This window comes from Dyadobacter sp. CY345 (assembly GCF_021502725.1).
GTDB lineage: Bacteria > Bacteroidota > Bacteroidia > Cytophagales > Spirosomataceae > Dyadobacter.
Map to the genome: position 1 here is coordinate 777,241 of NZ_JAKFFS010000001.1, position 25,087 is coordinate 802,327.

The following is a 25,087-nucleotide window of genomic DNA, read 5'->3' on the forward strand; positions in this document are numbered from 1 at the left end:
GTCGGTTGAATTTTCGCGAGGATGATAAAGTTTGCAGAGAATGTGTGTGTCAATAGTGCTTGCGGCCATAATCATGTGAGCATAGAATTAAGTATTTCCATAATTTTTCAGTAAATAGTCTTTTCTTAGAATAATAAAAAGGCAAGAAATGATCAATCGTTTATATGACACTTCGTTAAGTTTACTGACGGACCTATATCAGCTGACCATGGCCTATGGTTATTGGAAATCCGGGAAAGCAGAACAGGAAGCAGTTTTTAATTTATATTTTAGAAAACATCCTTTTCACGGAGGTTTTACCATTGCCTGCGGGTTGAGCAGTGTGATTGATTATTTGAATGAATACCGGATTGACGAAGAAGATCTTGATTATATCGGATCTCTGTTGGGAAGTGATGGGAAACCTCTTTTTGAAGAAGGGTTTCTGGATTATTTGCGTGACATGGAATTCAAATGCAGTGTTGATGCGATTCCTGAAGGGACAGTTGTTTTTCCAAATGAGCCGCTGTTACGCATTCAGGGTCCCGTTTTGCAATGTCAATTATTGGAAACACCTCTTTTAAACCTAATCAATTTCCAATCACTGATTGCCACAAAGGCTGCCAGAATGCGGTTGGTAGCAAATGATGACGCTCTTCTGGAATTTGGATTAAGGCGCGCGCAAGGTCCGGATGGGGGAATGACAGCAAGTCGCGCAGCCTATATCGGTGGGTTTGATGCGACATCTAATGTCCTCGCAGGTAAACTTTACGGAATTCCGGTGAAGGGTACGCACGCTCATAGTTGGGTGATGTCTTTTGAAAGTGAGCTGGAATCTTTTGAGACTTATGCCTTACACATGCCAAATAACGTCACCTTACTAGTCGATACTTACAATTCGATCCAGGGCGTTGAAAATGCAATTAAAGTTGGAAAACAGCTTCGGGAAAGGGGATATGAGCTTGGAGGAATACGACTGGATTCTGGTGATTTGGCGTATTTGAGTATTGAAGCAAGAAAACTTCTTGACGATGCCGGCTTTGAAAAAACCAATATCGTCGCCAGTAATGATCTGGATGAATATATTATGGATAGTTTAAAAATTCAGGGTGCTAAGATTAATGTTTGGGGAATCGGTACAAAACTGGTAACCGCATTTGATCAGCCCGCACTTGGAGGAGTTTTTAAATTGGCAGCGATCAAAAATGATTCGGGGGAGTGGGATTATAAATTGAAACTTTCCGAACAGGCAATTAAAGTTTCAACTCCCGGAATTCAACAGGTTCGGCGTTTCAGAGACGCAAAAGGGTTTATCTCGGATATGATCTTTAATATTGAAACGCCGCTGATCGGAAAATCTACAATGGTTGATCCTTATGATTTCACCAAAACAAGATCTTTTTCCGATACAATCCAATTCGAAGATCTGCTGGTACCAATTTTTGCAAAAGGCATTTTGATCTATGATTTACCGTCGATTCACGAAACGAAACAGCGCGTGGAACAGCAACTGGAACATTTTCACAGTGGGATCAAACGGTTTGTAAATCCACATACCTATCCCGTTGGTTTAGAACAAGAATTGTTCGATTTAAAAACGGAATTGATAGTGAAATTACGATCAGCGAAGTAATAATAAATCCAGGAAAAATGAGTGATGAAATCCCACAACCCAATACTGAAATTTTGAAAGAATTGATAGTATACCGGATGCCTTTCGGAAAATATAAAAACTGGCTGATTACTGATCTGCCAGTTTCGTATCTGGAATGGTTTGAACGGGAAGGGTTTCCGGCAGGAAAACTCGGTATGTTACTCAGCACAATGTATGAAATCCGGCTGAACGATCTTATGTTTCTGATTGATGGTTTGAAGAAGATGTATCGGAGGGAGTAGGTAGGGATTGACTGAGGAAAGGTATACTCTAAAGCCTCATAGTCATGGATTCGGAATTTTGCTCGTAAAAGTTTATTTTCTAGATCGGCAGGTATACCCAGGGCTTCAGGTTTGGGATCCAAAACTCGTTTTTCAAAAGATTTCTTTTATGTTAGGAAGCTCACTTAACCCGAGGCTTTAGCCTTGGGGGGAGCCTCCACAGATTCTCCGGCTTTAGCCATTTCCATTATTAAATATTTCGTTTTGAAAGAGAAACTTTGAAAGATAAATCCCGTTTAAGCCATAGTGAAATCATCATCAAAACTGCTCAGATATGTCTTATGTCAAAATCTGGATTCACGCTGTTTGGGGAACAAAAAATAGAGAGGCTATTTTAAAGCCTGCCATTTTAAAAAGCATTTGCACTCACATCATCGCAAACGCAAAAGAAAAGGGGATTGTCATAGACAGGATCAATGGACATGACGACCATATTCATGTTTTAATGTTGCTAAATTCTGATCTTGGCATCTCAAAACAAATGCAGTTTCTAAAAGGCGAAAGCTCCAACTGGGCTAACAAAATACGGCTGACCAAGGATAGGCTGTACTGGGCAGACAAATATTTCGCAGCTTCGGTAAGTAATGACAAAGTTGGTATCGTCAGAAAATATATCGACAATCAACAATTGCATCATCAAAAACAGACTTTTGCGGATGAATATCGAATTTTCTTGAATAGCCAGGGATTTTTTGATGAGGACTTTGGCTAAAGCCGGAGATTTATGGAGCCTCCCCCCAAGGCTGAAGCCTTGGGGGGAAACCGCTTACCGATATTAGGATAAGAATTCTTCTTCGCAATAGGCTCTGAATCTTACGCCGAATTCTGTACTTAACAGAGTTAAACCAGCTTACTTTCTTACAAAACTTTTTCGGCCAAGCAATACTTCAAAGTGAAAAAGAGACCAGACGAAGGGATCAATCCTTCTTTCTGGCCTCCTTACTCCATGAGTTTCTACGGCGGTCTCTATATTCCAAGAGTTCGGGATGATCCATCACTAACCCAAGGCTTCAGCCTTGTTTGCAAGAGTCAGCTTCAAAACACTAACCGGGCTTTAGCCCGGCGATTCCTTATTTTTTCTCAGGCATCAAAACCACCTTGATGAAGTTTTCATCATTAAAATACTTACTTGCGGCCGCCTTTGTACTGGCAACTGTTATGGATTTCAAGAGTTTATCTTCCTGAAGAATTTCTTCCAGATTATCATCCTGAAAAGTATTCTCGTCAATGTAGTTAACCCAGAAGTTATTTGTTTTCAGCGCCACTTCCGTTTTACGTCTGGTTTCAGCAACAAACTTTTCAATATCTTTTTGATCCGCACCGTTTTCTTTAATTTTTTTCATTTCGGCAATGCTGCGTGTGACCAACTTGTCGACATTTTCCGGTGCACAGCCAAAACTGATTACGAAACTGTAATGTCCGGTTGGATATTTGTCGACGTCTTCGGAAACCCTCACCCCATAAACTCCACTTTCTTCTTCCCGAAGCGCTTCAATCAATTTGATCTGTAACACCTCCTGCAAAGCTTCGATCTGGATATTGTTTTCAGGACTGTAATCATATTCGCCGCTCGTTACCAAAGTGACCTTGCTTTTAGGTTCAAGACCTTTGTAAATTGTTTTTTCAATTATTCCTTTTGGAGGAAAAATATTAGGGTGCTTGTAGGTATCATCCCGGTCAGTAGACGGTAACCCACCAATATATTTTTCCAGTAGCGGTTTGATTGCATCAACTTTAAATGCTCCCACAAAGGTGAAAACAAAGTCAGAAGCATCAGCAAATCGATTTTTATAAATCTCCACCGCCCGATCAAGGCTAACTTTATCAATACTTTCCGGTGTCAATGGACGACGATCAGGATTATTGCTGGTCAAAACTGCATTCAAAGAATCAGAATACACTTTATCCGGAGTCAAGGTTTTTTGCATATTTTCCAGATATGATTTCTGATTGCTCAGCATTCCGCCTACAACCTCTTTATCCTTACGAGGCTCGGTAAAATAGGCATACATAAGCTGCAAGGTTGTTTCCAGATCCTTGGGGCTGGTACTACCCTCAACACCTTCTTTCAATTCAGTGACATAAGGGCCGCCGCTTACCGTCTTTCCGGCTAAAAACTTTTGAAGTTGCGTCTGGTTATATGGGCCAACGCCACCCGACTGAATCATATAACTAGTGAAAACGCCTGTTTCTCTTTCTCCGGGAAACAATGAAAATCCACCTTTACCTGTTGCTTGAATCAAAATTTCATCGTTCTTAAAATCCGTTGGTTTAAGTAAAACCTTTACACCATTGGATAATATTAACTCCGTGATGCCTAATTTTTCATTTGTTTTTTCAGCGGTGATTTTTCCTGCTTTCGGTTCCGTAACGAGAAGAGGAGAGTCAAGAACGTCATCAACATAAGCAGTTACATTTTTACCAGTTTCTGCAAGCATTGCCCTGATTCTGGCTTCTGTTGGTAAAGCGTCTTTCGCTTTTTCCGGACCCATGATTACCACTGCCCGGTTCTTATCAGTAATGTATTTTTTTGCCAGTCCGTTGACTTCTTCCAGTTTTACACCGTCAATATGTTTTTGTAAAAAGGCATAATATGCCTCAATGCCCATGTAAGGTTTTTGGTGTAAAAAATGATCAAGATATTCGCCAACATAATTTGCGGACTTAGTTTTGTCTTTTTCTTTATACGCCTGCTCGATCGAATTCATGAAATCTTTCTTCGCGCGATCAAGTTCCGGAGCCGTAAATCCGAATTTTTGAACCCGTGCATTTTCTTCAAGGAGAGCGGTTAGAGCAGTTTCAATTGAAGACGGATCTTTTGCAAGTGCAATCGAAGTATATGAATCCAGATTTCCCAAAAAATCACCATAATTACTTGACCCAAACAGGAATGGAGGATTCGCCTTTTGGGTAAGCTCTTGCATACGCTGACCCATCATCGCATTGTACAAGGCCTGGGCAATATTATTACGAACATCCTGTAACGATTTCTCTTTTGAATTTGGCTGTTTGTAAATCAGCTGAATTACGTTTTGCGGATATTCGGGATCGGTTACAATGGCGACATTCGTATTGCCATCCAGAGGAATGTTGTATTCCACTCGTTTTTTAGGATTTGGAGAAACAGGAATTCCTCCAAATTTTTGAGATATCATCGCTTCCACTTTTGCAACGTCAAAATCTCCAACAGCAACAACTGCCATCAAGTCAGGACGGTACCAATCTTTGTAAAAAGATTTGATTGTCTCAGGCTTGAAGGATTTGAGAACACTATCTTTTCCAATCGGCAAACGTTCCGCATAACGGGAATTGTTCAGGATCATTTTCAGATATTTGTCACGCATACGCTGCTGAGCGCCACGCCCCATTCTTGATTCTTCCAAAACAACACCTCTTTCCTTCTCGATTTCAGCCGGATCCAAAAGCGCTCCATGTGCCCAATCATCCAGAACCTGAAGCCCTTTTTCCAGTAAGCCTGCTGAATCTGTCGGGATCGGAAGCATGTATACGGTCTCGTCGAAACCGGTGTAAGCGTTTAAATCTGCACCGAAGCGTACACCGGTTTTCTGAAGAAAATTGACGAGTTCATTTTTTGGGAAATTTGTCGTACCGTTAAAATTCATGTGTTCCATGAAATGGGCCAATCCTTGCTGAGCATCTGTTTCCAACACAGAACCGGCCTTTACAATCAGTCTAAGTTCAGCACGATTTTTCGGCTCAACATTTTTCTTGATATAATAGGTAATGCCATTTTTAAGTTTTCCGGTCTTCACTGATGGATCTAACGGAACTTTCTGCGTGCTTAGACCTTGTGCAGAAGCTGATATGGATGTCGCGGACAGCATACCAAATGCACACAAAATCACGAGGGATTTTTTCATTTTACTTGTATAAAGTTGATAAAATGTATGAGAAACGAAAGATATAGTTATTACCTGCGATTGCAAAGTGCCGCTGGTAAAATATTTTATTCTCAAAAGTGCTCAGGAAAAGAGCAGGGACTGAGAAATGAATAACAATGTAGCGAGCAGTGTCACCGCTCGCTACATTGTAAATTATTGTTGCTGATTATACTTCTCAACCATTTTTTTCATAAAAGCTAAACTTCCCTTCGCCAGATCTTCTGCGTTGTATTTTGAAGGTCTCCACAATGAAGTCGGTCCGACCAGTTCTTTAATTTCCGAGGAGAAATTTTCCAGAACCAGCGCGCCTGAATAATTGATTTTGGCTAAACCTTTAAACAATTCATCCCAATGAACATTGCCTTCGCCCAACATTCCGCGATCACTTTCTGTCATATGCACATGAAAAAGTTTCTGTCCTGCCTGAACAACAGGATCGTAAAAATTTGCTTCCTCAATATTCATGTGGAAGGTATCAAGGTGCAGGCCTATATTTTCGGAGTTGGATTTTTTAATCAATGCAAGTGTTTCGCTGGCGGCTGTGCAGATATAACTTTCATATCGGTTAACTGGCTCGATTCCGATTTTTATCCCAAGCGCTTTTGCATAAGCAGCCACTTCCGTCCAAACCTGACACATGATCACTTCTTCTTCTTTTGTTCTTGGCAAACCGGTAAAAACACCAATTCCGGAATGCAAAACGCCACCTAAAAATTTTACTTCAAGTTCAGCAGTTTTATCCAGTGCGGCCTTTATGAGCGTCGTTGCTTCAAGTGGATGGAAAGGGATATGGCAGCTTTTAGGTAAATTTATGGAGCAAAGCGCTTCAATGTTATGGTCCTTCAACTGCTTTTTTACAGTTGAAGCGTCGAAATCCATAGTAACCGGAAGTAGAATTTCTAATATATCAAATCCGGTTTCTGCGGTTTTTTTTATAGCATAGAGCCCGGAATCCGGTGTCCAGACAGGTGGGATCCAGGATAAAATTGAAGCTCCGAATTTTGGATTTAACATTTGATTTATAATTTTTTTACTTTGTTTTTTACTTTTTACAAATTACCATACCTGGCAATCCGTCACGGGCAATTTACTTTTTTAAATGTAAGTCCTTTCTTAAATTTAAGTTTTGAACGATTGGTGAATTTCATTTTCCCATCGACCTCTTCCACGTCTCCAAATCCTTCAATCAGGTCATTACCTTTTTTTATCATGACAATTTCACGAACTGAATTTTGACCTTCGGAAGCAAAAGTGTAATCTGCAAGGAGCGTGTCACCGATCATTTTACCTTTTACCGTCCCTTTATTTCGATCTTTTTCGAAAAATTGATATTCAAGATTGCCGGTTACAATGCCGTTTGCGGTGTTGATATGGAGGAAAGCTGTATCTTTTTTTCCGGCATAAGAATAACAATCGAAATTTTCAAAATCACTGACTAATTTATCCGGCGTAACAGTCTTTTTGTATGTGGTTTCCTTGCCATTTGTGGCTTTCAAAACCATCAAACTGTCATTTACAGACACAATCTTTAAAGTATCAGTGAATTTATCTGCATCGCGGTTTTTCCCGAAGAGAATCAGGCGGTCACCAAATTTCTCCCACTTTTCATAAGCCTTGTCGGTTAGATTAATTGACGTTGCTGTTCCTTCATCTTTTAGTGTAAAACCGTTTTGATGTTGGGGCTGATCTTCAATCGGTGTCGTCCAGCTTCCCGAGATTGAGCCGGATTCTTTGTTGCATGAAATAAACAGGACGTTTAGGAGAAGTAAACCTGAAAATATCTTTTTCATGAAATTTGTTGATACGTTTTTTTCGGAAAAACTGTTTTGAGTTAACCTTTAACGTTCCAAGTTATAATTCCATTTTGAAGAAGTGATATTAATATTAAATTTTATTTTAAAAAATTTCCATTTATTGTTAAAGCCAGATATGGCATGTTATGAGACAAAATCCTTGTGTGAATCGTTGAAATTTCGAATCAATTTTGAGGGACGATACGTTTGTCCGTGCCGTTTCTAATTGATCTGGAAATTAGCATAAGTCCGAACAGGATAAACGGAATACTTAAAATTTGTCCCATATTAATTGGAAGTGTGCTTTCAAATGTTTCCTGATCAATCTTTAAGAACTCATCAAAAAAACGGAAACAGAAAAGTGATACCAGGAAAATTCCCAGCAACAGTCCATCAGGAATATTGCAAGCCTTTCGTTTCCATATTGAAAACAGCAGGGCGAAAAGTAACAGACAGAATATCGATTCGTAAAGCTGTGCCGGATGTCTCGGAATATTGTCGACGGAAGAAAATATAAATGCCCACGGAACTTCGGTCGGGATACCGATCATTTCCGAGTTCATTAGGTTACCAAATCGAATAAATGCCCCAGCCAGGGCAGCCGTTATTGCCATTCGATCGAGAATGTGCAGGTAGTTTTCCTTGTATTTTTTAGCATAAAAATAGATCGACAGAAAAATCCCGATTCCGCCTCCATGACTTGCCAAACCGGCCAATCCGGTAAATTCAAAATGAGGCGACAAACGAATAGGAAGAATTTCGATCGGATGATGGAAATAATATATCGGGTCGTAAAAAATGATATGTCCAAGCCTGGCACCAGCCAGTGTTCCGATGATGACGTAGGTAGCGAGCTTGTCGAGCTGGATTAAAGTTTTCCCCTCTTTCTTGTATATGTAAAACATAACCTGATATCCGAGAAATACTCCCACGGCCCAACATACTCCATACCATTTCGGGATTTCCAGATCAGGGAAAACGTTGGATCTTACATTCCAAAGTATAAACGATAACATTTATATAGAGCAATTTTGGCAAAACGCGATGATGAAGGAAAAGATTGCAGCATTACGCATTATACGGTCAGTCGCAGAAAACATCGACTTTTTATGGATTTCTATAACATCAAGTATCTCGTTTTCGCAGATTTGGTCTGCGTCGTTCTGCGCTTTAAATTTTTCCCAGGAAGACTGGAAGTTATCTGATTTCATTTTAAAAGACTTTGAAGGTTTCTTTAAGTTTGGTTTTTATCCGATTCATTCGTGTGCTGATATTGGTCGGACTAAGCTTTAATGTTTCAGCGATCTCTTTGTTACTATAACCTTCGAAATGAAGGATCATAATTCCTTTGTCAGTGGCTTCGAGTTGATTGACCAGAAATAATAATTGTTGAATGTCATCACGCTCTTCGGAGTGAAGCACCGCATTATTGTTCAAGTGAATGTCGGAGAGTGACTCATTGACATTATTTTTTCTTTCACTTTTAACTTTTGAGATAATGGTATTTAGGGCAACTCTGTAAATCCATGTACTTATCTTAGATTCACCTCTGAACGTTGGGGATGATTTCCAGAGCTGTAAAATGATATCCTGACGGGCATCTTTTACGTCTTCGTCATCAATATAGTAGAATCTGCAAATGCTGTTGATGATTCCCTGATGCCGCTGAATGACTTGTACAAAGTCGGATTTATTTGTAGAGCTCATCGCTGCTGATTTATTTACAAAACCATTAGTAGAAATTTTAAGCATGAATGTCACAAACACTACGAAAAAAAACTGTTTCTGTTATCGCAAAGCCAGATCCATTCTTAGAATTTGAGTTACTTCTACACTAAGAAACCCAAACTCGTCAATCACTTTCCCGTATATTTTATAAACACCTTTGTTTGAGAAATTGTATTTCGCTGCAACTTCCGGGAAATGAACCGTGTCAATAAAATTCCCTTCCTGATCCAGAAAAGTGCCAAATTGCATCCGTTCACCTTTTGAGGTTCTCGTATTTTTTACTGAAACGAGGTATCCATATTGGATGATATCCTGATTGATATATTGATGCAAATCCCTGGACATGACACTTCTCGACATCGGATTCTTCACCAGGTCAAACGGGCTGCATAGTGGAAAACCTAATAGTTCAATCTGATCATAAGCATCGTCGGTAGGAGAAGTTTCGAATACGGGCAGATCAAAATCCTTTATTTCAATCTGAAACAATTGTTTTTGCGGGACTTTATTGGTCGCCTTATTCATACGAAAATGAGCTTTCCACAAAAGAGTTTTCTTATCAATTTTTGTAAAACGAAAAGCATTGATACGGATCAGGATCGTCAGCTGCTCGATAGAAATGGCAACGCGGTCAAGAAAATTATTCAACGAAGTAAACGGTCCTTCGGCCTGACGTGCTTCCAGGACTTTAACAATTGTTTTTTCTTCAATTTCATTTAAAGACTGCATACCGAGATAAATATCTTTTCCCTCAATCACAGCCTGGGCATAACTGTGATTTACGCAGGGCGCCAGTACCGTTGCACCCATCATTCTCGCTTCATGCACATATAATTCAGGTGCATAAAATCCTCCGCCGTTATTCAAAACCGCAACCATAAATTCCAGTGGATAGTATGCTTTCAGAAATAATGTCTGATAACTTTCCACTGCGTAAGAAGCTGAATGCCCTTTTGCAAAAGCATACCCGGCAAAACTTGCGATCTGCGCCCAGATTTCTTCAGTGATTTTCGGATTATATTTTCTGTCTTTACAATTTTTAAAAAATTTTGATTTCACCTGTTCAAACTCATCCCGGCCACGAAATTTTCCGCTCATACCTCTGCGGATTACATCGGCTTCTCCGAGCGTTAATCCTGCAAAATAGTGCGCAACTTTGATCACGTCTTCCTGATAAACCATGATTCCATAAGTTTCCGGCATCAGGTCAAGCAAAACCGGATGGGCATCTTTGGTCCGATCGTTGTCTTTATGCCGTAAAATATATTCGCGCATCATACCACTTTTGGCAACGCCTGGCCGGATAATCGAACTTGCGGCTACAAGTCCCAGATAATTATCAACTTCGAGCTTTTTCAAAAGCATTCGCATCGCAGGCGACTCCACATAAAAGCAGCCGATGCATTGGGCCTGTTTGATCAGGTCATTAATTTTAGGGTCCTGTTTAAATTTCTTAACGTCGTCAATATCAATTTCCGGAGCATCAGGACGGTTATATTTAATAATTTCCAGCGTTTCCTTGATCTTGGCCAGGCCGCGTTGGCTGAGAATGTCATATTTATTCAGGCCAACATCTTCCGCGATGACCATATCAAACTGTGTCGTCGGGAAACCTTTTGGAGGCAGATCTGTTGCTGAAAAATAATTTATAGGTCGCTGGGAAATCAGAATTCCTCCTGCATGGATACTAAGGTGATTGGGCTGATTATTTTCCTGAAAATATCGTGCGTACTTAATGACAAGCGCAGAAAGCTGATCCAGCTTTTTCGGGTCATACTTCCCATCGCTAAGCGCGTCAATTTCATAAGTTGGCAAGCCGAAAACTTTGCCTAGTTCCCGCACGGCGGCACTATGCTGAAAGGTGCTGTAAGTGCCCAAAAGTGCAGCTTGCCCTTTGGATCCAAACTTTTTAAAAATATAATCGGTAATATCCTCCCGGTCTTTCCAAGAAAAGTCAAGGTCAAAATCGGGAGGATTTTTTCTATGAATGTTGATGAAGCGTTCAAAATAAAGATCAAGTTCGATCGGATCGACGTTGGTGATGCTTAATAGATAAGCGACAATGCTGTTTGCCCCACTTCCGCGGCCGACGTAATAATATCCTTTCTGTCTTGCATAACTCACGATATCATGGTTGACAAGAAAGAAAGGGATGAAATTCTGTTTCTGGATTAAGTCCAGCTCCATAGAAATCCGGTCAAAAATGGGATCATTAACATCGGTCCCGTAGCGATAGCCGAGTGCGTTGTATGTCAGTGAGCGCAGCCTATTGTAATCATCCGCTTCGCTTTCGCCGTAAACTTTCAAATTCTGATGCTGTCTGTCATCACCGAATGTAAAATGGATTTGACATTGGTCCATTAATTTTTCAGTGTTGTATACGATCGAGTCAAAGTTCTTATAGTGGTATTTAAGTGTGGCTGCGGGTATAAATTGTTCCGTCTCGTCCGCCGTTCCAAAGGTTGAGATTTTACTCAGTAATGTATTTTCATCAATCGATCTCAGCAACCGGTGTGCACTGAAATCTTTTTTGTGACGAAAACTAACCGGATGCAGGATGACAAATTTATCTTCCAGATTTGCCAGATGCGAAAACCTGACGCGATTTAGATCTTTAATGGTTATACCAATATATTCGTCTGCCGAAAATTCCGATTTATTTGTTTTAACCAGTTGCTCAAAAGGATAAATAAAAGCAACATTTTCAAGTGGTGGGGCCTGATCCGGGAAGTCCAGCTTTTCGTGCGAATGTTTCGACAAATATGAATTCAGGTTTTGAAACCCGATATTGTTTTTTGCCAAACCAATAAATTGCTGCTGTATTCCATTCCTGAAATCAATTCCCACGATTGGTTTGACATCATACTTCGCAGCAGTACGGATAAAGTTCAGACAGCCGGATGTGTTATTAATATCCGTCAGGGCAATCGAATTATAATTATTTAGCACACACAGTTTGAGCAATTCCTCTTCCGGAATCATTCCGTAGCGAAGGCTGAAATAGGAGTGACAGTTGAGCAACATGGTGTTTTGGGAAATTAAACTTTATACTTACTTTTAACGTTACTAACGCGGATCGATATGATTATTAGTTTTTCTTCAAAAGACACTGAAAAAATATGGCTCGGGGAAAGGGTTGGTAAGCTGTCTCCAGAAATCCAATCAATAGGGAGAAGAAAACTTAGGATGTTGAACAACTCACAAAATTTAAACGATCTCCGTATCCCGCCTTCCAATCTCCTTGAAAAACTATCCGACAATTTGAAAGATTTTTACAGTATCAGGATAAATGATCAATGGCGAATTATTTTTAAATGGCTGGATGGCAATGCATCTGACGTAAGTATTCTGGATTATCATAAATAAAACTGTTATGGAAAAATTAAATAACATTCACCCGGGTGAAATTCTTATGGAAGAATTTCTAAATCCTATGGGAATCACAGCCTACAAACTGGCCAAAGACACGGCTATTCCTCAGACCCGGGTTAGTGAAATCATCAAGGGGCGCAGGAGAATTACGGCTGATACGGCGTTAAGGTTTAGTAAATATTTTGGTACGACGGCTAAGTTTTGGCTTGGTTTGCAAGATGATTTCGATTTAGAAGCGGAGCAACATTTAATTTTTAGTGAGCTAAATAGTATAAAAACTTTGCAAATCAGTGAGGTTTAGTGCTGTTGAAAACTAAGCATTCCTGTGCGCCGGAATAATTGGCGGCTCGCCATTGAATGGTGATGCTGTCTGTCATCACCGAGAATAAAATGAATATGATATTTGTCCATTAATTTTTCAGTATTGTAAACGATCGATCCAAAATTCTTATAGTGGTATTTAAAGGCTGAAATAGAAGTGACAGTTGAGTAACATGGTGTTTTGGGAAATTATACTTTAGTCTTACTTTTAATACTAATGAGCAATAAGGTTATTTCATTTTAAAAATCGATCGCTATGTCAAGAGAAACATTAATAAAAAATACATTGGATAATTTGTCAAAACTGCCGGATCAAAAGATCCGAGAAGTGCCGGATTTTGCAGAATTTCTGTTGAAAAAATCTGATGATCAGCTTTTGACGGAAAGCATTCAACAATTGGCTGGCGAATCCAGGTCTTTTGAGTTTTTAAAAGATGAAGAAGACCTTTATTCGCTTGATGATTTAAAAGAAATCTATAAATGAAAAAGGGCGACATCGTTTTTTGCCATTTCCATTTACCAATCGTTCAGATATAAAAAATAGGCCTGCACTTATTTTAGTTTCTACGGATTTCGATGTTACGGTTGCTTTCATCACTACCCAGACCAAATGGCAGGAGGACAGTGAACAAATCAGGCATTCCTGTGCGCCGGAATAATTGGCGGCTCGCCATTGAATGGATTTCCCATACTTGATATATTCGCAATGCCCAGGGTTGTTCCCCAACTGATGATTGAATTTCCTCGTTTATCAGTTCCATACCGGTTTCTCAAAGAATCCATTGCCTGGTAGAGATTTAATTTTTCTTCTGAATCGTCAAATATATTGATCTGGTAATTGCCTCCTGCCAGATCGCTGAACGTAACACCAACAAGCCTGACCATCATCCTGCGGTTATACAACTGATCAAACAGTTTTTCAACGTTTGGTATCAGCAGGTGATCGGCAGAGGTGTATGGAATTTTCAGTTGTCTTGAAAATGTATTAAAATCCGAGTAACGTATTTTTACAGATACACAGGAGGTCAACTTATCGCCATTCCTGAGCTGATAAGCCAGGTTTTCAGCCATTGCCCTGATCATTTCCCTCATTCTTTTCACGTCCCCCGTATCTTTTCCAAAGGTTCGTTCGTTGGAAATTGACTTACGTTCGTGAAAAGGAATAATCGGTGTTTCATCTCTTCCGTTGGCACGGTTCCAAAGTACTACACCATTTTTTCCAAGCACTTTACTCATCATTTCCATCGGCATTTCCTGAATTGTTCTTACATGTTTGATACCCAGGTTATAAAGTATCTGATTAGTTTTTTCGCCTACCATCGGAATTTTTTTGACGAGCATGGGTGCTAAAAAGCTTTTTTCTGTCCCGAATTCAATTTTTCTCTCATTATCAGGTTTGGCAGTACCGGTGGCTACTTTTGAAACCAGTTTGTTAGCAGAGAGCCCAAACGAAATTGGAAGTCCAGCTTCTTTTTTAATTCGCATGCGCAGTTCCTGCGCCATCTTGTAGGATGATCCTTGAAATCTGTCCATACCGGATAAATCTGCGTAAAATTCATCAATACTTGCTTTCTCAAAAATGGGAACAGCCTCCCGAATAATCTCAGTAACCTCCTTTGAATGCTTGGAGTAAACACCTCCTTCGCCGCGAATCACGGTAGCTTCCGGACAAAGATTTCTGGCCATTTTCATTGGCATTCCTGAATGTACGCCAAAGGCTCGTGTTTCATAACTGCAAGCCGCAACCACACCACGGTCTCCGATTCCACCTACCAGAATCGGTTTTCCTTCCAGACGACTATCAATCTTCCGCTCAACGGAAACAAAAAATGTGTCAAGATCCATATGTAGGATAGTTCGCTCCATATCAATTTGGAATTTTTACTTGTTAATGGATTATTTCCAAAATTATGGATTTAATCCTGAAATAACAATGGAAATATTCCAAAAAATTTATATATTTGGGAAGATTTATAGTTAATCACATGTTTATCAGACATATGCCCATCGAAGAGGAAAGCAGACGTTTCAAACAAATAAGGGAAGAATTAAATCTGACGCAAGCCGCTTTTGCAGAGCAGCTTGGGATAAATGTTACGACGGCCGATATCGAAAGAGGCCGGACAAGAATACCGGGTCAGGTTGTAAAAGAGCTTTTAAAACTTCATCATATCAACCCGCTTTGGCTGTTTGGCGAAAGTCCGCAGAAATACCTGCGTATCGGCGAACCTGTCATGAGCCCGAAAATTATTACAGTTGATAATAGCGGGAAGGAAAATATTATTTTGGTTAGTGCCAAGGCAGCTGCCGGTTATCCGCATAACATTGGTGATGCGAACTGGTTTGAAAGTTTACCGGCTTTCAGTATCCCGTTACCGGAATTTCGGAATGCTTCATTCAGAGGTTTTCAGGTTGATGGGGATAGTATGACGCCGGTTTTACAATCGGATGAATGGATTGTTGGGAAAGCGGTGGAGGGTTGGGATACGATCAAAAACAATCGGATGTATGTCGTGGTCACTGCTGAAAGTATTCTTGTTAAAAAGATTCAGAAGGATGATAAATCTACAATCTTAAATCTGATTTCTATCAATCCAGAATACAATCCGATTCTCGTGGACAGAAGTGAAGTTCGCGAAATTTGGCAGGTCCATAGCAAGTTGACCTTTGATATGGATACCAATTCCAATACCGTCAGTTTGTTTAATCTTCACCAGGAAATGAAGGAACTGAAAGAAGAAGTGAGGAGACTTGTGAAGTAATATTTAAAAACTTTCTATAAAGAGTCAGGGCCGGAGAGAATTATCTCATGGCCCTGTATTTGTAATTATGCTTTGAATTCAGAACAATCTTTAAACTTCTTCTGCCATCAATTGTTTTTCATACAATTCTTTATAAGCACCATTTTTCGCCATCAGTTCTGTATGCGTACCTTGTTCAACGATTTTACCTTCATCGAGAACCACAATTTTATCAGCCAGTTTCGCAGAAGACACCCGGTGAGAAATAATAATGGAAGTGCGCTCATCCATGATCCGTTTCAGGTTTGTGAGAATGATGTTCTCCGTGTTCGTATCAACGGCAGAAAGGCAATCGTCCAGAATTAGAATTTTTGGATCTCGGGCGATTGCGCGGGCAATGGAAAGTCTCTGTTTTTGACCGCCGGATAAAGTGATTCCTCTTTCTCCCAGTCGCGTATTAAAACCTTCCGGGAAATCCTGAATATTACGAAGCAGGTCTGCATCTTTCACTGCAAGCTCAATTCGTTCCTGAGACATATCAATACTCCCAAAACGAACATTATTCGCGATCGAATCAGAAAACAAGAATACATCCTGCGGCACATAACCTAACTGGCGGCGATATTCATGAACGTTGTAATCTTTCAGCGGAATTCCGTCAACCAAAATTTCACCTTCTGTCGGATCATAGAGGCGGCAAAGCAAATGCGCCAGCGTACTTTTTCCCGAACCTGTCGTCCCTAAAATTGCTACACTTTCTCCATGATTAATTTCCAGGTTAAAGTTGTGAATCGCCTGAATTCCCGAGTCAGGATAAATGAAGCCAACGTTCTTAAAGGTAATGATACCGTCAAGTTGCTTCTCAATTTTTTTATCAGAAACGAGCGTATTTTTCACTTCCAGAAATTCGTTAATCCGATTTTGTGAGGAAGCTGCGCGCTGAATCTGACTTGTAGTCCAGCCGAGAGCCATAACGGGCCAGGTCAGCATATTGACATACAGAATGAACTCAGTGATGTTCCCCGGCGTCAGGTTTCCATTTATTATTTCCTTACCTCCCACGAAAATGACCAGAATATTACTAATTCCGATCAGCAAAACGATTACCGGATAAAAGAAAGCGTCTACCTTGGCAAGGCGAAGCGATTTATTTTTAAAATCCTCTGCCTCAGTTTTAAAATTTGTAAAAGAATGTTTTTCCTGAACAAAAGATTTAATCACGCGAATACCCGAAAATGCCTCCTGAACATAAGTTGAAAGTGCCGAAAGCTGTTTCTGGATTTCCTGTGACCGTTTCATCATGATACTGTTCACGATGTAAATACTGACCGAAAGAAGCGGTAGCGGCAAAAGGACATATAACGTGAGTTTTGCATTAACTGTCACCATGTAAGAAATAACCAGAATGAAAAGCACGATCAGGTTGATTCCATACATCAAAGCTGGTCCGACATACATACGGACGTTACTGACATCCTCGGAAATCCGGGCCATTAAATCTCCCGTGTTGTGCGTTCTGAAAAAGCTTGTTGGTAAAGTCTGGTAGTGATTATAAACATCATTTTTTAGCTCATACTCAATATGGCGGGACATCACAATGATGGTCTGTCTGACCAGAAAAAGGAAAATTCCTTTCAGGAGTGCCATCGCCAGAATCATCAAACCGTAAAGCAAAATGGTAAAGGCAAAAGTGTCGTAAAGCTCGGATTGTAAGGTAGAACCGTCAAACAGATAATAGACGTCAAGGGTTTCGCCTACTAAATCGAGGGCATAACGAACCAGCTGCGCCGGAATAATTCCAAAAAGATTAGAAATTATTGTAAAAATTGTTCCTAAAATAAGATACCATTTATACTTCAAGAGGTACTTATTGAGGTACTTAAGTGCTTTCACGTGTTGCTCTGTTTGATTTGGTCTTTACGTTAATCCTCAGTGTTTTATTTGGCTGTTACCCATTTCACACTAAATCGGTTGTCTGCAAAGAAGAAATTACTTTAACTAAATATTTTTCGGAGCTCGTCGTTGACCTGACTTTTACCCGATTTATGTGTGTTTAAATACCAACAGCCAAACGTTTTAAAACGTTGCAAAATTAAAAAGCCTGAGTTTGATTTTTCTATTTCTAAACAAAATAGTCTATTTTTGCGGTCAATTTTAAATATAAACGCGGGGTATTGTAAAAATAAAAACCTTGCTTAACACGCAGATACGTTCTTTGATTTACTGTACCTTTTATCCAATTAGTGTTCCGGCTTATGCTGAATAGAAGATTATTACGAACAAAAGCTGTTCAAGCTCTTTATGCGCGCAAATTAACTGCTGATGCCAACAGATTACTCGCCCTGGATCAGATTGAAGAAGCTTTTGCCCCTGATTTAAATTCCATGGAATTTCAGGATAAGCAAAAATTGACAAACAATAAACATTCAGCGGGAGCGGCGTTAGACGAACTTATCAAAAACGGCGAACTTAAAGAAAACGAAGCATTTAATTCGGATGTAGTAAGAGTTGCCAACAGCGCTTACAAAGCATATAAAAGCCAAACGTTGACGGACGGAGAGAAGATGGTCCGCCGGGTTTTAAATGAAACGGAATCAATTTACGTTGATTTTATCCGGGTTTTGTCCATGTTACTTGAACTTGCCTATCAGGCAAAACTGGATCGTGAACGAAAATATGATGATCCGGAAGCACCTTTTTCTAAAAACGGAGGACTGAATACAAACCGTGTGATTTTGGTTCTTCAGGAAGATAAAACTTTGGAGGAAGAAATAATCAGAAATGGCATCAATTGGAGTAACGACATGAACATGATACGTAAAACCTATCGTGAAGCATTACGCAAGGATGCGACGTATGAAGAATATTGCAATAAAACGGAACATACGCCGGAAGAAGATCAGCTGCTTGTTCAATATATTCTACGCCAGGTAATTCTGAAACACGAAGTTCCCTTGGAATTTCTTGAACAACGTGATCTTTATTGGGTTGACCATAGCGAGCTGATTCGTGGTTTGGCGATCAAAACGCTTAAATCAGCGGATAGTGCGGAGACTTTCGTTTTGTCACCTTTGACAAAAGACTGGGAAGAAGATCGTTTCTTTGTTGAAGAATTGTTCAAACTTGTGATTGAGGAAGGTGATCAGTATGACGGCTATCTCGACGAGCAGCTGAAAAACTGGGAGCTTGACCGTATCGCATTAGTGGACATGATCATTTTGAAAACTGCATTGGCAGAGTTGATCCATTTTCCAGGTATTCCGGTGAAAGTAACAATCAACGAATTTATTGAAATTGCAAAAAGGTACAGCACGCCCAAAAGCGGCAAATTTATTAACGGTGTACTTGACGTACTATCTGTAAAATTGGCTGCACAGGGAATAATCAGAAAGAGTGGACGCGGGTTGATCGATAATAAATAGGCATAGAATTTTTAGGTTGAAGGATAGAGGGGTAACCCGAAAATTTGTTTATTGTAAAAAATTTGACAGCTAACCACCAACAATAGCGGATTAACCGCTAAAACTATAAAGCCATGAGTAAATCCAGCCGTAGTTTAATAGCATTTTTGACAGGGTGCGTAACAGGAGCAGCATTGGGTATCCTGTACGCTCCGGATAAAGGTAATGTTCTTCGCACACAGCTTACTTACCGTTTGTCTAAATACCGTGAAAAATTGCAAGCCGTAATCGAAGATCTGATTGACGGAAAGAACCAGCCTGACAGCTACGCGAGAGCTGAGGGTGAACGTGTAGTAAATGATGCACGTGAAAAAGCAGAGAAACTTCTCGAAGATGTTGATCGTCTGATGGCACAAATTAAAGGTCAGACAAACTGATTTTGACTTAACGTATGAAAAAACTTCTTGCATTCGCATTTCTTTCGGGAGTTGCATTAATGCTTATAAATTGTTCAGGATCTGAAAAGAAAAGTGAAGCGAAAACGGGAGATATTAAACTTCCCGTTTTTGCTTTGACAGACAGTTCGTCTTACGATTTTGGTACGATTCAGGAAGGAGAGGTTGTTGAGCATACATTTAACTTTAAAAATGATGGCCCATATCCGCTGATTCTGAATAACATCACTTCGTCATGCGGATGTACAACGCCGGAATGGCCGCGTGAGCCGATTGCCCCCAATGCAGCTTCAAGTATCAAAGTTCGCTTTAACAGCAAGGGGAAATCGGGGCCACAGGTAAAAACGGTAACAGTTTATGCAAACACAGAGCCTGCTTATTCGGAATTGCGTTTGAGAGGAATTGTTAATGCAGCGCCAAAGGCAGAACCAGCGAAGTGAAAATCTTCAAAGTATCCGGCGGCAATCAGATCTCATTTAATTTTCTAATAACCCTAATTCAATAATGACATTTTCAATTTTATTACAAGCAGCAGGTGGCTCACAGGCCATGATTTATCAGGTCGTAATGTGGGTTGGTATTATAGGGGTATTTTATTTCTTCATGATCCGTCCGCAGCAAAAGAAACAAAAAGATCTTAAAAACCTTTTGAATGCAATTAAAAAGGGTGATCAGGTTGTGACAATTGGTGGAATCCATGCAAGGGTTTATAACGTAGAAGAAACTTTGATCACGCTTGAACTTGATAAAGGCGTAAAGTTAACTGTGGACAAGGCGGCAATTGCCCGTACGATAGCAGAATAATAAATAACATAAGATCGTTATCTATTTGGAAGAATAGTTTACGGTGGTGTCAGGGGTGGCCTAAATATTTAATATTCAGGTTTATACATCAAGCCTGACACCGCTTTTTTTGTTTAAGTACCAACTGTATTTTTAAATATACAATTACAATTACCAGCTGTGAGTAACATTCCATCAGGTCGGAATAAGATAAAAACTTTTTTAGGGTGTCTTCTGGCAGCTACATTTTTCTGGTTGATGAATGTGCTGAACAAGGATGATTATTCCATCAGGCTCAGCTATCCGTTAACAGTAGAGTATGACGCGGCCGCATTCATTCCATTGCAGCCTTTACCAAAAAGAATTTCAGTTAATGTAACAGGTGATGGCTGGAATTTGCTTAGGAAATCCTGGTTGAATTTCAACGCTGCGCCGGTAGTTTACAAAGTTTTGAATCCGACCAAAGCGAGTTTTATTAACTCTACTTCGCTGACAGACCAGATCACTGAGCGTTTTCCGGATGTGAAAGTTAATTATGTAGTTTCCGATACGTTCGAGCTGAGTTTTGAACGGAAAATCAGAAAGATCATTCCGATCAGAATCGACAGTGCCGGAATTGATATGCGCGAGGGTTATGTGATTTCCAGTATCATCAACGTTTCGCCTTCCCTTATTTCCGTTGATGGACCGGTTTCGCTGATCAGAGATTATCCGGATACTATCAAGATCGCCATTCCGACAAGAAAAATACAAAATAATATTGACGAAAGTTTACCCATACCATTGCCAAACACACCCTTGATTGAAGTCAGCCACCGGGATGTGTACGTGAGTTTTGAAGTCGCGCAAATGCTTAATAATGATTAATTGTTAATGATTAAGGGTTAATGTTTGGCGTTTAAATTTCTTGTACAGAAATGTAGATTGATAATCACCGTTATAATCTGATTATTATCCTAATCCTCATTAACAATTAACCCTTAACAATTAACCATTAAAAATTAACCCTTAATCATTAACCATTAAAATGAGAGTTGGCGTTACAGGCGGTATTGGTTCAGGCAAAAGTATTGTTTGCAAATTGTTTGCTTGTCTGGATATACCGGTTTATGACGCTGATACCCGCGCGAAATGGCTTACCAATCATGATACGGAAATTCGTGAAGCAGTGATCCAATTGCTTGGCAGTGAATCTTACACTGAAAATGGAGAATACAATCGTCCCTTTGTTTCTTCACAAGTTTTCAAAAATCCCGATCTTCTAAAAAAACTCAATGAAATAATTCATCCGGCAGTTGGCAGAGATACTGACGAATGGATGAAAATGCATGCAGACGCGCCTTATGTCATTAAGGAAGCGGCAATTATGAACAAGGCTGGAAATAATAACAATCTTGACTTTGTGATTGTGGTGAAAGCATCTGTTGAGCTTCGCCTGAAACGGATTAAAAATCGTGATAGAAGCCGCTCGGAGGAAGAGATTCTTGCCATTATTGAAAGGCAGGTTTCAGACGAAGAACGTGATGCAATTGCAGATTTTACAATCGATAACAATGAAAACGCTGCGCTGATCCCTCAGGTATTAAAGTTGCATCAATTGTTTTTAGAGAAAACTGCGAAATAGCTTAGAAGTCGACGTCCAGTCCCAGTGCTTGTTTCAACTGCAATAGGTAAGGATTTTTCTCTGCCAGATAGTTGAATTTTTCAGCAGGCGTATAGGGTAAACGCTGGACTTCATGTGGCGCGACGCGCGGATTAATTTCTAATCTCGGTGCATTGAAACGGCTTTTCAAAAATCCTAACAATTCATAACGCATTCCCTGGATGGCATCCATTTGCGGATCATTGTCCAGCGCAATCTGAATGGTAAAATCAACCAGTTCAATGGCCCGGTTTAGTGCTATTCCTTCTGTTGTTGAATCTTTTGTCTTTCTTCTGTTTTCAGCAAATTCATGCCAAACCTGCTGCAAGTTTTCTAGCGTTAAATCAAGTATGGCTGCCTTTTGGATTTCCGGTGCAGGCTCATTTTTGACAGTAACCTGTTCCGTTGCATTTCCGTTCTTTTGATCGGGAGTGGGTGGGACCAGCTGAGTTGTACTTCTCAGTTTTGAAGCAGGCCTTGCCGTAACCGGTGCAATTTGCGGAGCAATATTCGGCGCAAATTGGCTGGCTGGCTCCTTTACAGCATTCTCCTGAACCGGTACTTTTGGCTCATTTATTACTGGCTCTGGTTGAGGCTCAACTTTTTTTTTTGCCGTTTCATCAACGGCTGTAAGAGAATTAAGTTGAAGAATATTGGGCAGATTTGCGAGTTTCATGAGGCATAACTCCACATGCAAGCGCTGGTTTTTTGCCGCTTTATAATTGATATCACATTGACTGGCAACGCTTAACGCAGAAAGTAAAAAGCTCATATCTGCATTTCTCGACTGATCGACATATTTTTTTTCTGCCGATTCGGAAACCTGCAAGAGGGAAACCGTGGCTGCATCTTTACAAACCAGAAGATTCCGGAAATGTTCGAGCAAGCCGACGACAAATAAATGTCCGTCAAATCCTTTCCTTAAAATTTCGTCAAATAATACCAGAGAACGCGCCACGCTGGCGGCGGTTAAAGCATCCGTAATTTTGAAATAATAATCATAATCCAGAATATGCAGATTCTCTAAAACAGCTGCATAGGTCAGATGATTATCCGTAGAAAACGTAACATTTAAATCAAACATCGAAAGCGCGTCCCGCAAGCCTCCATCAGCTTTCTGACCGATCAGTTCGAGTGCTTCTTTTTCCGTTTCGATCCCTTCTTTTTTTGCGATATCAGCGAGGTGATATGCAATGTCTTTTGGCTGGATACGGTTGAAATCAAAAATCTGGCAACGGGATAAAATTGTTGGGAGGATTTTATGTTTTTCAGTTGTTGCCAAAATGAAAATGGCATATCCAGGCGGTTCTTCGAGTGTTTTCAAAAAGGCATTAAAGGCAGCCTGAGAAAGCATGTGAACCTCATCAATAATATAGATTTTATATTTCCCGGTCTGAGGCGGATAACGAACCTGGTCGATCAGGTTACGGATATCTTCGACAGAGTTATTAGAAGCAGCATCCAGTTCGTGGACGTTGAAAGAGGCATTATTCTGGAAACTGGCACAGGATTCACATTCGCCGCAGGCTTCTACGTCGTCGCCAAGATTCTGACAATTGATTGTTTTTGCAAGAATACGGGCACAGGTAGTCTTCCCAACACCCCGCGGGCCGCAAAACAGAAAAGCCTGCGCCAGGTGATTGGTACGAATTGCGTTTTTAAGCGTAGTAGTAATATGTGATTGGCCAACTACCGAGTCGAATGTGACCGGGCGATACTTTCTGGCCGAAACAACGAAATGATCCATGTGTGCAAGTTAGCTCCGTGAGCCGGAATTTCAAATTACTTTTTCTCGATCAACGGGTAAACACGGACATAATCAACCTCCAATTTTTGCGGGAAAATGCTGTCATCCACGCCTTTCTGTCCTCCCCAATCACCGCCGACTGCCATATTTAAAATTAGATGAAAAGATTTATCGAAGGGCCATTGTTCCCAGGAATAGCCGGATTCTTTGTTGAACCTGAAATATTCTTTGCCGTCAATACCGACTGACACATAGGCGGGTGTCCATTCGCAAGTGTAGATATGAAAAGCGGTTGAAGCGTCCGTTAGTAAGGTATCGCCGCCTTTGTTTGTTTTCAGGACGTGATTAAATGCTTTCGTGTGTATATTTCCATGAATATGATTCTGGTCAAAACCGACATGCTCCATAATATCAATTTCGCCATTATCCGGCCAGCCTTTATTGCCGTAGTTTTTTTCAGAATTGAGCATCCAAATTGCAGGCCAGGTACCGCGTCCTTGCGGAAGTTTGGCACGGATTTCAAATTTCCCGTAGAGAAAATCTCCTTTTCCTTTCGTGACTAATCTTGCTGAACTATAATTCTGCTTTCCCGATGGTTCTTTTCTGGCCTCGATAATTAAGTTACCATTTTCAACACGTGCATTTTCTGGTTTGTCAGTATAGTTTTCCAGTTCATGATTTCCCCAGCCGTCCCCGCCAAAATCATAACTCCAGTTTTTCGCATCAGGTTTTCCTGAATAATTAAATTCATCCTGCCAGATTGGTGTTGTTGCAAATTCGTATTTCGCCTGGGAAGTTTGTGAGGGCAGAGTTTGGGATTGAGAACAATCAGCAAGACCTATTAGGCAAACTGAGAGAAAACTTAGTTTTAGGAAAAGGATTTTTTGCATAGTTAGGCTTTGTTTTCAGGACGTTTGTTTATCAGCTTCGATAAATCCATTCTCTTCAGAACCGCGTTGACATCATCCAGTTTCTTTTAAACAATCTGTTCTCCGGTAAGTTTCTGTGTAGGTTCGCTTTTCTTAGCTTCCGTATCAGTCCTGATTTGCACTGGGCCTTTTTGGTAATTTTGAAAGATCTATACCTTTTAACATTTCATTCATTCCTTTTAATTTTTTATTAACGATTTGCTCACCGGTTAATTTGACCGGAATATTTCTTTTAATTTTTGCCATGCTTAACAGATTAAATAAAACATTGAAATGAGAATCAGAATAAATAGCTCCTGTGGAGCTTCCTGTTTATAGCAACATAGTTTAAGATTTATTTTTCTTGCTCCATAGGAGCC

General features: G+C 40.2%; 24 protein-coding genes. 13 read left to right on the forward strand and 11 right to left on the reverse strand.

Annotated features, from left to right (window positions below; genetic code table 11):
- Window positions 1–148: 148 nt before the first annotated feature.
- The 3 genes from L0657_RS03315 to tnpA all read left to right on the forward strand — a co-directional run bounded on the left by L0657_RS03315 (window position 149) and on the right by tnpA (window position 2,626).
- Window positions 149–1,612 (forward strand): nicotinate phosphoribosyltransferase, encoded by a 1,464-nt coding sequence (locus tag L0657_RS03315; RefSeq protein WP_235148972.1) that lies wholly within the window; start codon window positions 149–151, stop codon window positions 1,610–1,612.
- 17 nt (window positions 1,613–1,629) lie between these two features.
- Window positions 1,630–1,875 carry a DUF3820 family protein gene (locus L0657_RS03320; protein WP_235148973.1) on the forward strand — a complete coding sequence of 82 codons (246 nt, stop codon included), beginning with the start codon at window positions 1,630–1,632 and terminating at the stop codon, window positions 1,873–1,875.
- 313 nt (window positions 1,876–2,188) lie between these two features.
- Window positions 2,189–2,626: an IS200/IS605 family transposase gene (tnpA, locus tag L0657_RS03325; RefSeq protein ID WP_235148974.1), complete on the forward strand. Its 438-nt coding sequence runs from the start codon at window positions 2,189–2,191 to the stop codon at window positions 2,624–2,626.
- Between the two features lie 358 nt (window positions 2,627–2,984).
- On the opposite strand, the gene L0657_RS03330 is transcribed toward tnpA, so the two are convergent.
- The 6 genes from L0657_RS03330 to L0657_RS03355 all read right to left on the reverse strand — a co-directional run bounded on the left by L0657_RS03330 (window position 2,985) and on the right by L0657_RS03355 (window position 12,361).
- Window positions 2,985–5,795 (reverse strand): pitrilysin family protein, encoded by a 2,811-nt coding sequence (locus L0657_RS03330; RefSeq protein WP_235148975.1) that lies wholly within the window; start codon window positions 5,793–5,795, stop codon window positions 2,985–2,987.
- 174 nt (window positions 5,796–5,969) lie between these two features.
- Window positions 5,970–6,830 carry a sugar phosphate isomerase/epimerase gene (locus L0657_RS03335; protein ID WP_235148976.1) on the reverse strand — a complete coding sequence of 287 codons (861 nt, stop codon included), beginning with the start codon at window positions 6,828–6,830 and terminating at the stop codon, window positions 5,970–5,972.
- Between the two features lie 62 nt (window positions 6,831–6,892).
- Entirely contained in the window at window positions 6,893–7,606 is a 714-nt protein-coding gene (locus L0657_RS03340; protein WP_235148977.1) for a lipocalin family protein, read from the reverse strand.
- A gap of 188 nt (window positions 7,607–7,794) precedes the next feature.
- A complete protein-coding gene (gene lgt / locus L0657_RS03345) occupies window positions 7,795–8,625 on the reverse strand; it encodes a prolipoprotein diacylglyceryl transferase (RefSeq protein WP_235148978.1) in 831 nt (276 codons plus the stop codon).
- 196 nt (window positions 8,626–8,821) lie between these two features.
- Window positions 8,822–9,361 carry an RNA polymerase sigma factor gene (locus tag L0657_RS03350; RefSeq protein ID WP_235148979.1) on the reverse strand — a complete coding sequence of 180 codons (540 nt, stop codon included), beginning with the start codon at window positions 9,359–9,361 and terminating at the stop codon, window positions 8,822–8,824.
- Window positions 9,362–9,397: 36 nt separating this feature from the next.
- On the reverse strand, window positions 9,398–12,361 hold the full coding sequence (locus L0657_RS03355; protein WP_235148980.1) for a DNA polymerase III subunit alpha: 2,964 nt from the start codon (window positions 12,359–12,361) through the stop codon (window positions 9,398–9,400).
- A gap of 57 nt (window positions 12,362–12,418) precedes the next feature.
- On the opposite strand from L0657_RS03355, the gene L0657_RS03360 reads away from it, so the two are divergent.
- From L0657_RS03360 to L0657_RS03370, 3 genes are all read left to right on the forward strand, one after another.
- A complete protein-coding gene (locus L0657_RS03360) occupies window positions 12,419–12,703 on the forward strand; it encodes a type II toxin-antitoxin system RelE/ParE family toxin (protein ID WP_235148981.1) in 285 nt (94 codons plus the stop codon).
- 7 nt (window positions 12,704–12,710) lie between these two features.
- On the forward strand, window positions 12,711–13,010 hold the full coding sequence (locus tag L0657_RS03365; RefSeq protein WP_235148982.1) for a HigA family addiction module antitoxin: 300 nt from the start codon (window positions 12,711–12,713) through the stop codon (window positions 13,008–13,010).
- Window positions 13,011–13,286: 276 nt separating this feature from the next.
- Window positions 13,287–13,514: a DUF2281 domain-containing protein gene (locus L0657_RS03370; protein ID WP_235148983.1), complete on the forward strand. Its 228-nt coding sequence runs from the start codon at window positions 13,287–13,289 to the stop codon at window positions 13,512–13,514.
- Window positions 13,515–13,663: 149 nt separating this feature from the next.
- Here the strand turns inward: L0657_RS03370 and dinB are convergent, their stop codons facing one another.
- Window positions 13,664–14,896: a DNA polymerase IV gene (gene dinB, locus L0657_RS03375; RefSeq protein ID WP_235148984.1), complete on the reverse strand. Its 1,233-nt coding sequence runs from the start codon at window positions 14,894–14,896 to the stop codon at window positions 13,664–13,666.
- Between the two features lie 119 nt (window positions 14,897–15,015).
- Between dinB and L0657_RS03380 the strand changes: the two genes are divergently transcribed.
- Window positions 15,016–15,792 (forward strand): LexA family transcriptional regulator, encoded by a 777-nt coding sequence (locus L0657_RS03380; protein WP_235148985.1) that lies wholly within the window; start codon window positions 15,016–15,018, stop codon window positions 15,790–15,792.
- 90 nt (window positions 15,793–15,882) lie between these two features.
- Here L0657_RS03380 and L0657_RS03385 read toward each other — a convergent pair whose 3' ends face one another.
- Window positions 15,883–17,664, reverse strand: a complete 1,782-nt coding sequence (locus L0657_RS03385; RefSeq protein ID WP_235148986.1) for an ABC transporter ATP-binding protein — start codon at window positions 17,662–17,664, stop codon at window positions 15,883–15,885.
- Between the two features lie 362 nt (window positions 17,665–18,026).
- Here L0657_RS03385 and nusB point away from each other — a divergent pair, with 362 nt between their 5' ends.
- From nusB to coaE, 6 genes are all read left to right on the forward strand, one after another.
- Window positions 18,027–19,193, forward strand: coding sequence for a transcription antitermination factor NusB (nusB, locus tag L0657_RS03390; protein ID WP_235148987.1), 1,167 nt, complete (start codon window positions 18,027–18,029; stop codon window positions 19,191–19,193).
- A gap of 113 nt (window positions 19,194–19,306) precedes the next feature.
- Window positions 19,307–19,609, forward strand: a complete 303-nt coding sequence (locus tag L0657_RS03395; protein ID WP_235148988.1) for a YtxH domain-containing protein — start codon at window positions 19,307–19,309, stop codon at window positions 19,607–19,609.
- Window positions 19,610–19,623: 14 nt separating this feature from the next.
- A complete protein-coding gene (locus L0657_RS03400) occupies window positions 19,624–20,067 on the forward strand; it encodes a DUF1573 domain-containing protein (protein WP_235148989.1) in 444 nt (147 codons plus the stop codon).
- Between the two features lie 64 nt (window positions 20,068–20,131).
- Window positions 20,132–20,431, forward strand: a complete 300-nt coding sequence (gene yajC / locus L0657_RS03405) for a preprotein translocase subunit YajC (RefSeq protein WP_235148990.1) — start codon at window positions 20,132–20,134, stop codon at window positions 20,429–20,431.
- Window positions 20,432–20,590: 159 nt separating this feature from the next.
- On the forward strand, window positions 20,591–21,277 hold the full coding sequence (locus L0657_RS03410) for a hypothetical protein (protein ID WP_235148991.1): 687 nt from the start codon (window positions 20,591–20,593) through the stop codon (window positions 21,275–21,277).
- A 160-nt stretch (window positions 21,278–21,437) separates the two neighbouring features.
- The gene (coaE, locus tag L0657_RS03415) at window positions 21,438–22,034 is read left to right on the forward strand and encodes a dephospho-CoA kinase (RefSeq protein WP_235148992.1); all 597 of its coding nucleotides are present in this window, start codon (window positions 21,438–21,440) and stop codon (window positions 22,032–22,034) included.
- A gap of 1 nt (window position 22,035) precedes the next feature.
- On the opposite strand, the gene L0657_RS03420 is transcribed toward coaE, so the two are convergent.
- The 3 genes from L0657_RS03420 to L0657_RS03430 all read right to left on the reverse strand — a co-directional run bounded on the left by L0657_RS03420 (window position 22,036) and on the right by L0657_RS03430 (window position 24,974).
- Window positions 22,036–23,799, reverse strand: a complete 1,764-nt coding sequence (locus L0657_RS03420) for a DNA polymerase III subunit gamma/tau (protein ID WP_235148993.1) — start codon at window positions 23,797–23,799, stop codon at window positions 22,036–22,038.
- A 35-nt stretch (window positions 23,800–23,834) separates the two neighbouring features.
- Window positions 23,835–24,689: a family 16 glycosylhydrolase gene (locus tag L0657_RS03425; protein ID WP_235148994.1), complete on the reverse strand. Its 855-nt coding sequence runs from the start codon at window positions 24,687–24,689 to the stop codon at window positions 23,835–23,837.
- Between the two features lie 144 nt (window positions 24,690–24,833).
- The gene (locus L0657_RS03430; RefSeq protein ID WP_235148995.1) at window positions 24,834–24,974 is read right to left on the reverse strand and encodes a hypothetical protein; all 141 of its coding nucleotides are present in this window, start codon (window positions 24,972–24,974) and stop codon (window positions 24,834–24,836) included.
- Window positions 24,975–25,087 lie beyond the last annotated feature (113 nt).

Excerpts from the sequence above, each read along its gene's own strand:
- L0657_RS03365 (WP_235148982.1), top strand. The coding sequence starts at position 12,711 with ATGGAAAAATTAAATAACATTCACCCGGGTGAAATTCTTATGGAAGAA.
- L0657_RS03355 (WP_235148980.1), bottom strand. The coding sequence starts at position 12,361 with ATGTTGCTCAACTGTCACTCCTATTTCAGCCTTCGCTACGGAATGATT.
- L0657_RS03425 (WP_235148994.1), bottom strand. The coding sequence starts at position 24,689 with ATGCAAAAAATCCTTTTCCTAAAACTAAGTTTTCTCTCAGTTTGCCTA.
- L0657_RS03430 (WP_235148995.1), bottom strand. The coding sequence starts at position 24,974 with ATGGCAAAAATTAAAAGAAATATTCCGGTCAAATTAACCGGTGAGCAA.
- lgt (WP_235148978.1), bottom strand. The coding sequence starts at position 8,625 with ATGTTATCGTTTATACTTTGGAATGTAAGATCCAACGTTTTCCCTGAT.
- nusB (WP_235148987.1), top strand. The coding sequence starts at position 18,027 with ATGCTGAATAGAAGATTATTACGAACAAAAGCTGTTCAAGCTCTTTAT.
- L0657_RS03320 (WP_235148973.1), top strand. The coding sequence starts at position 1,630 with ATGAGTGATGAAATCCCACAACCCAATACTGAAATTTTGAAAGAATTG.
- L0657_RS03360 (WP_235148981.1), top strand. The coding sequence starts at position 12,419 with ATGATTATTAGTTTTTCTTCAAAAGACACTGAAAAAATATGGCTCGGG.
- L0657_RS03335 (WP_235148976.1), bottom strand. The coding sequence starts at position 6,830 with ATGTTAAATCCAAAATTCGGAGCTTCAATTTTATCCTGGATCCCACCT.
- L0657_RS03350 (WP_235148979.1), bottom strand. The coding sequence starts at position 9,361 with ATGCTTAAAATTTCTACTAATGGTTTTGTAAATAAATCAGCAGCGATG.
- L0657_RS03330 (WP_235148975.1), bottom strand. The coding sequence starts at position 5,795 with ATGAAAAAATCCCTCGTGATTTTGTGTGCATTTGGTATGCTGTCCGCG.
- dinB (WP_235148984.1), bottom strand. The coding sequence starts at position 14,896 with ATGGAGCGAACTATCCTACATATGGATCTTGACACATTTTTTGTTTCC.
- L0657_RS03315 (WP_235148972.1), top strand. The coding sequence starts at position 149 with ATGATCAATCGTTTATATGACACTTCGTTAAGTTTACTGACGGACCTA.
- L0657_RS03400 (WP_235148989.1), top strand. The coding sequence starts at position 19,624 with ATGAAAAAACTTCTTGCATTCGCATTTCTTTCGGGAGTTGCATTAATG.
- coaE (WP_235148992.1), top strand. The coding sequence starts at position 21,438 with ATGAGAGTTGGCGTTACAGGCGGTATTGGTTCAGGCAAAAGTATTGTT.
- yajC (WP_235148990.1), top strand. The coding sequence starts at position 20,132 with ATGACATTTTCAATTTTATTACAAGCAGCAGGTGGCTCACAGGCCATG.
- L0657_RS03340 (WP_235148977.1), bottom strand. The coding sequence starts at position 7,606 with ATGAAAAAGATATTTTCAGGTTTACTTCTCCTAAACGTCCTGTTTATT.
- L0657_RS03380 (WP_235148985.1), top strand. The coding sequence starts at position 15,016 with ATGTTTATCAGACATATGCCCATCGAAGAGGAAAGCAGACGTTTCAAA.
- L0657_RS03370 (WP_235148983.1), top strand. The coding sequence starts at position 13,287 with ATGTCAAGAGAAACATTAATAAAAAATACATTGGATAATTTGTCAAAA.
- L0657_RS03420 (WP_235148993.1), bottom strand. The coding sequence starts at position 23,799 with ATGGATCATTTCGTTGTTTCGGCCAGAAAGTATCGCCCGGTCACATTC.
- tnpA (WP_235148974.1), top strand. The coding sequence starts at position 2,189 with ATGTCTTATGTCAAAATCTGGATTCACGCTGTTTGGGGAACAAAAAAT.
- L0657_RS03395 (WP_235148988.1), top strand. The coding sequence starts at position 19,307 with ATGAGTAAATCCAGCCGTAGTTTAATAGCATTTTTGACAGGGTGCGTA.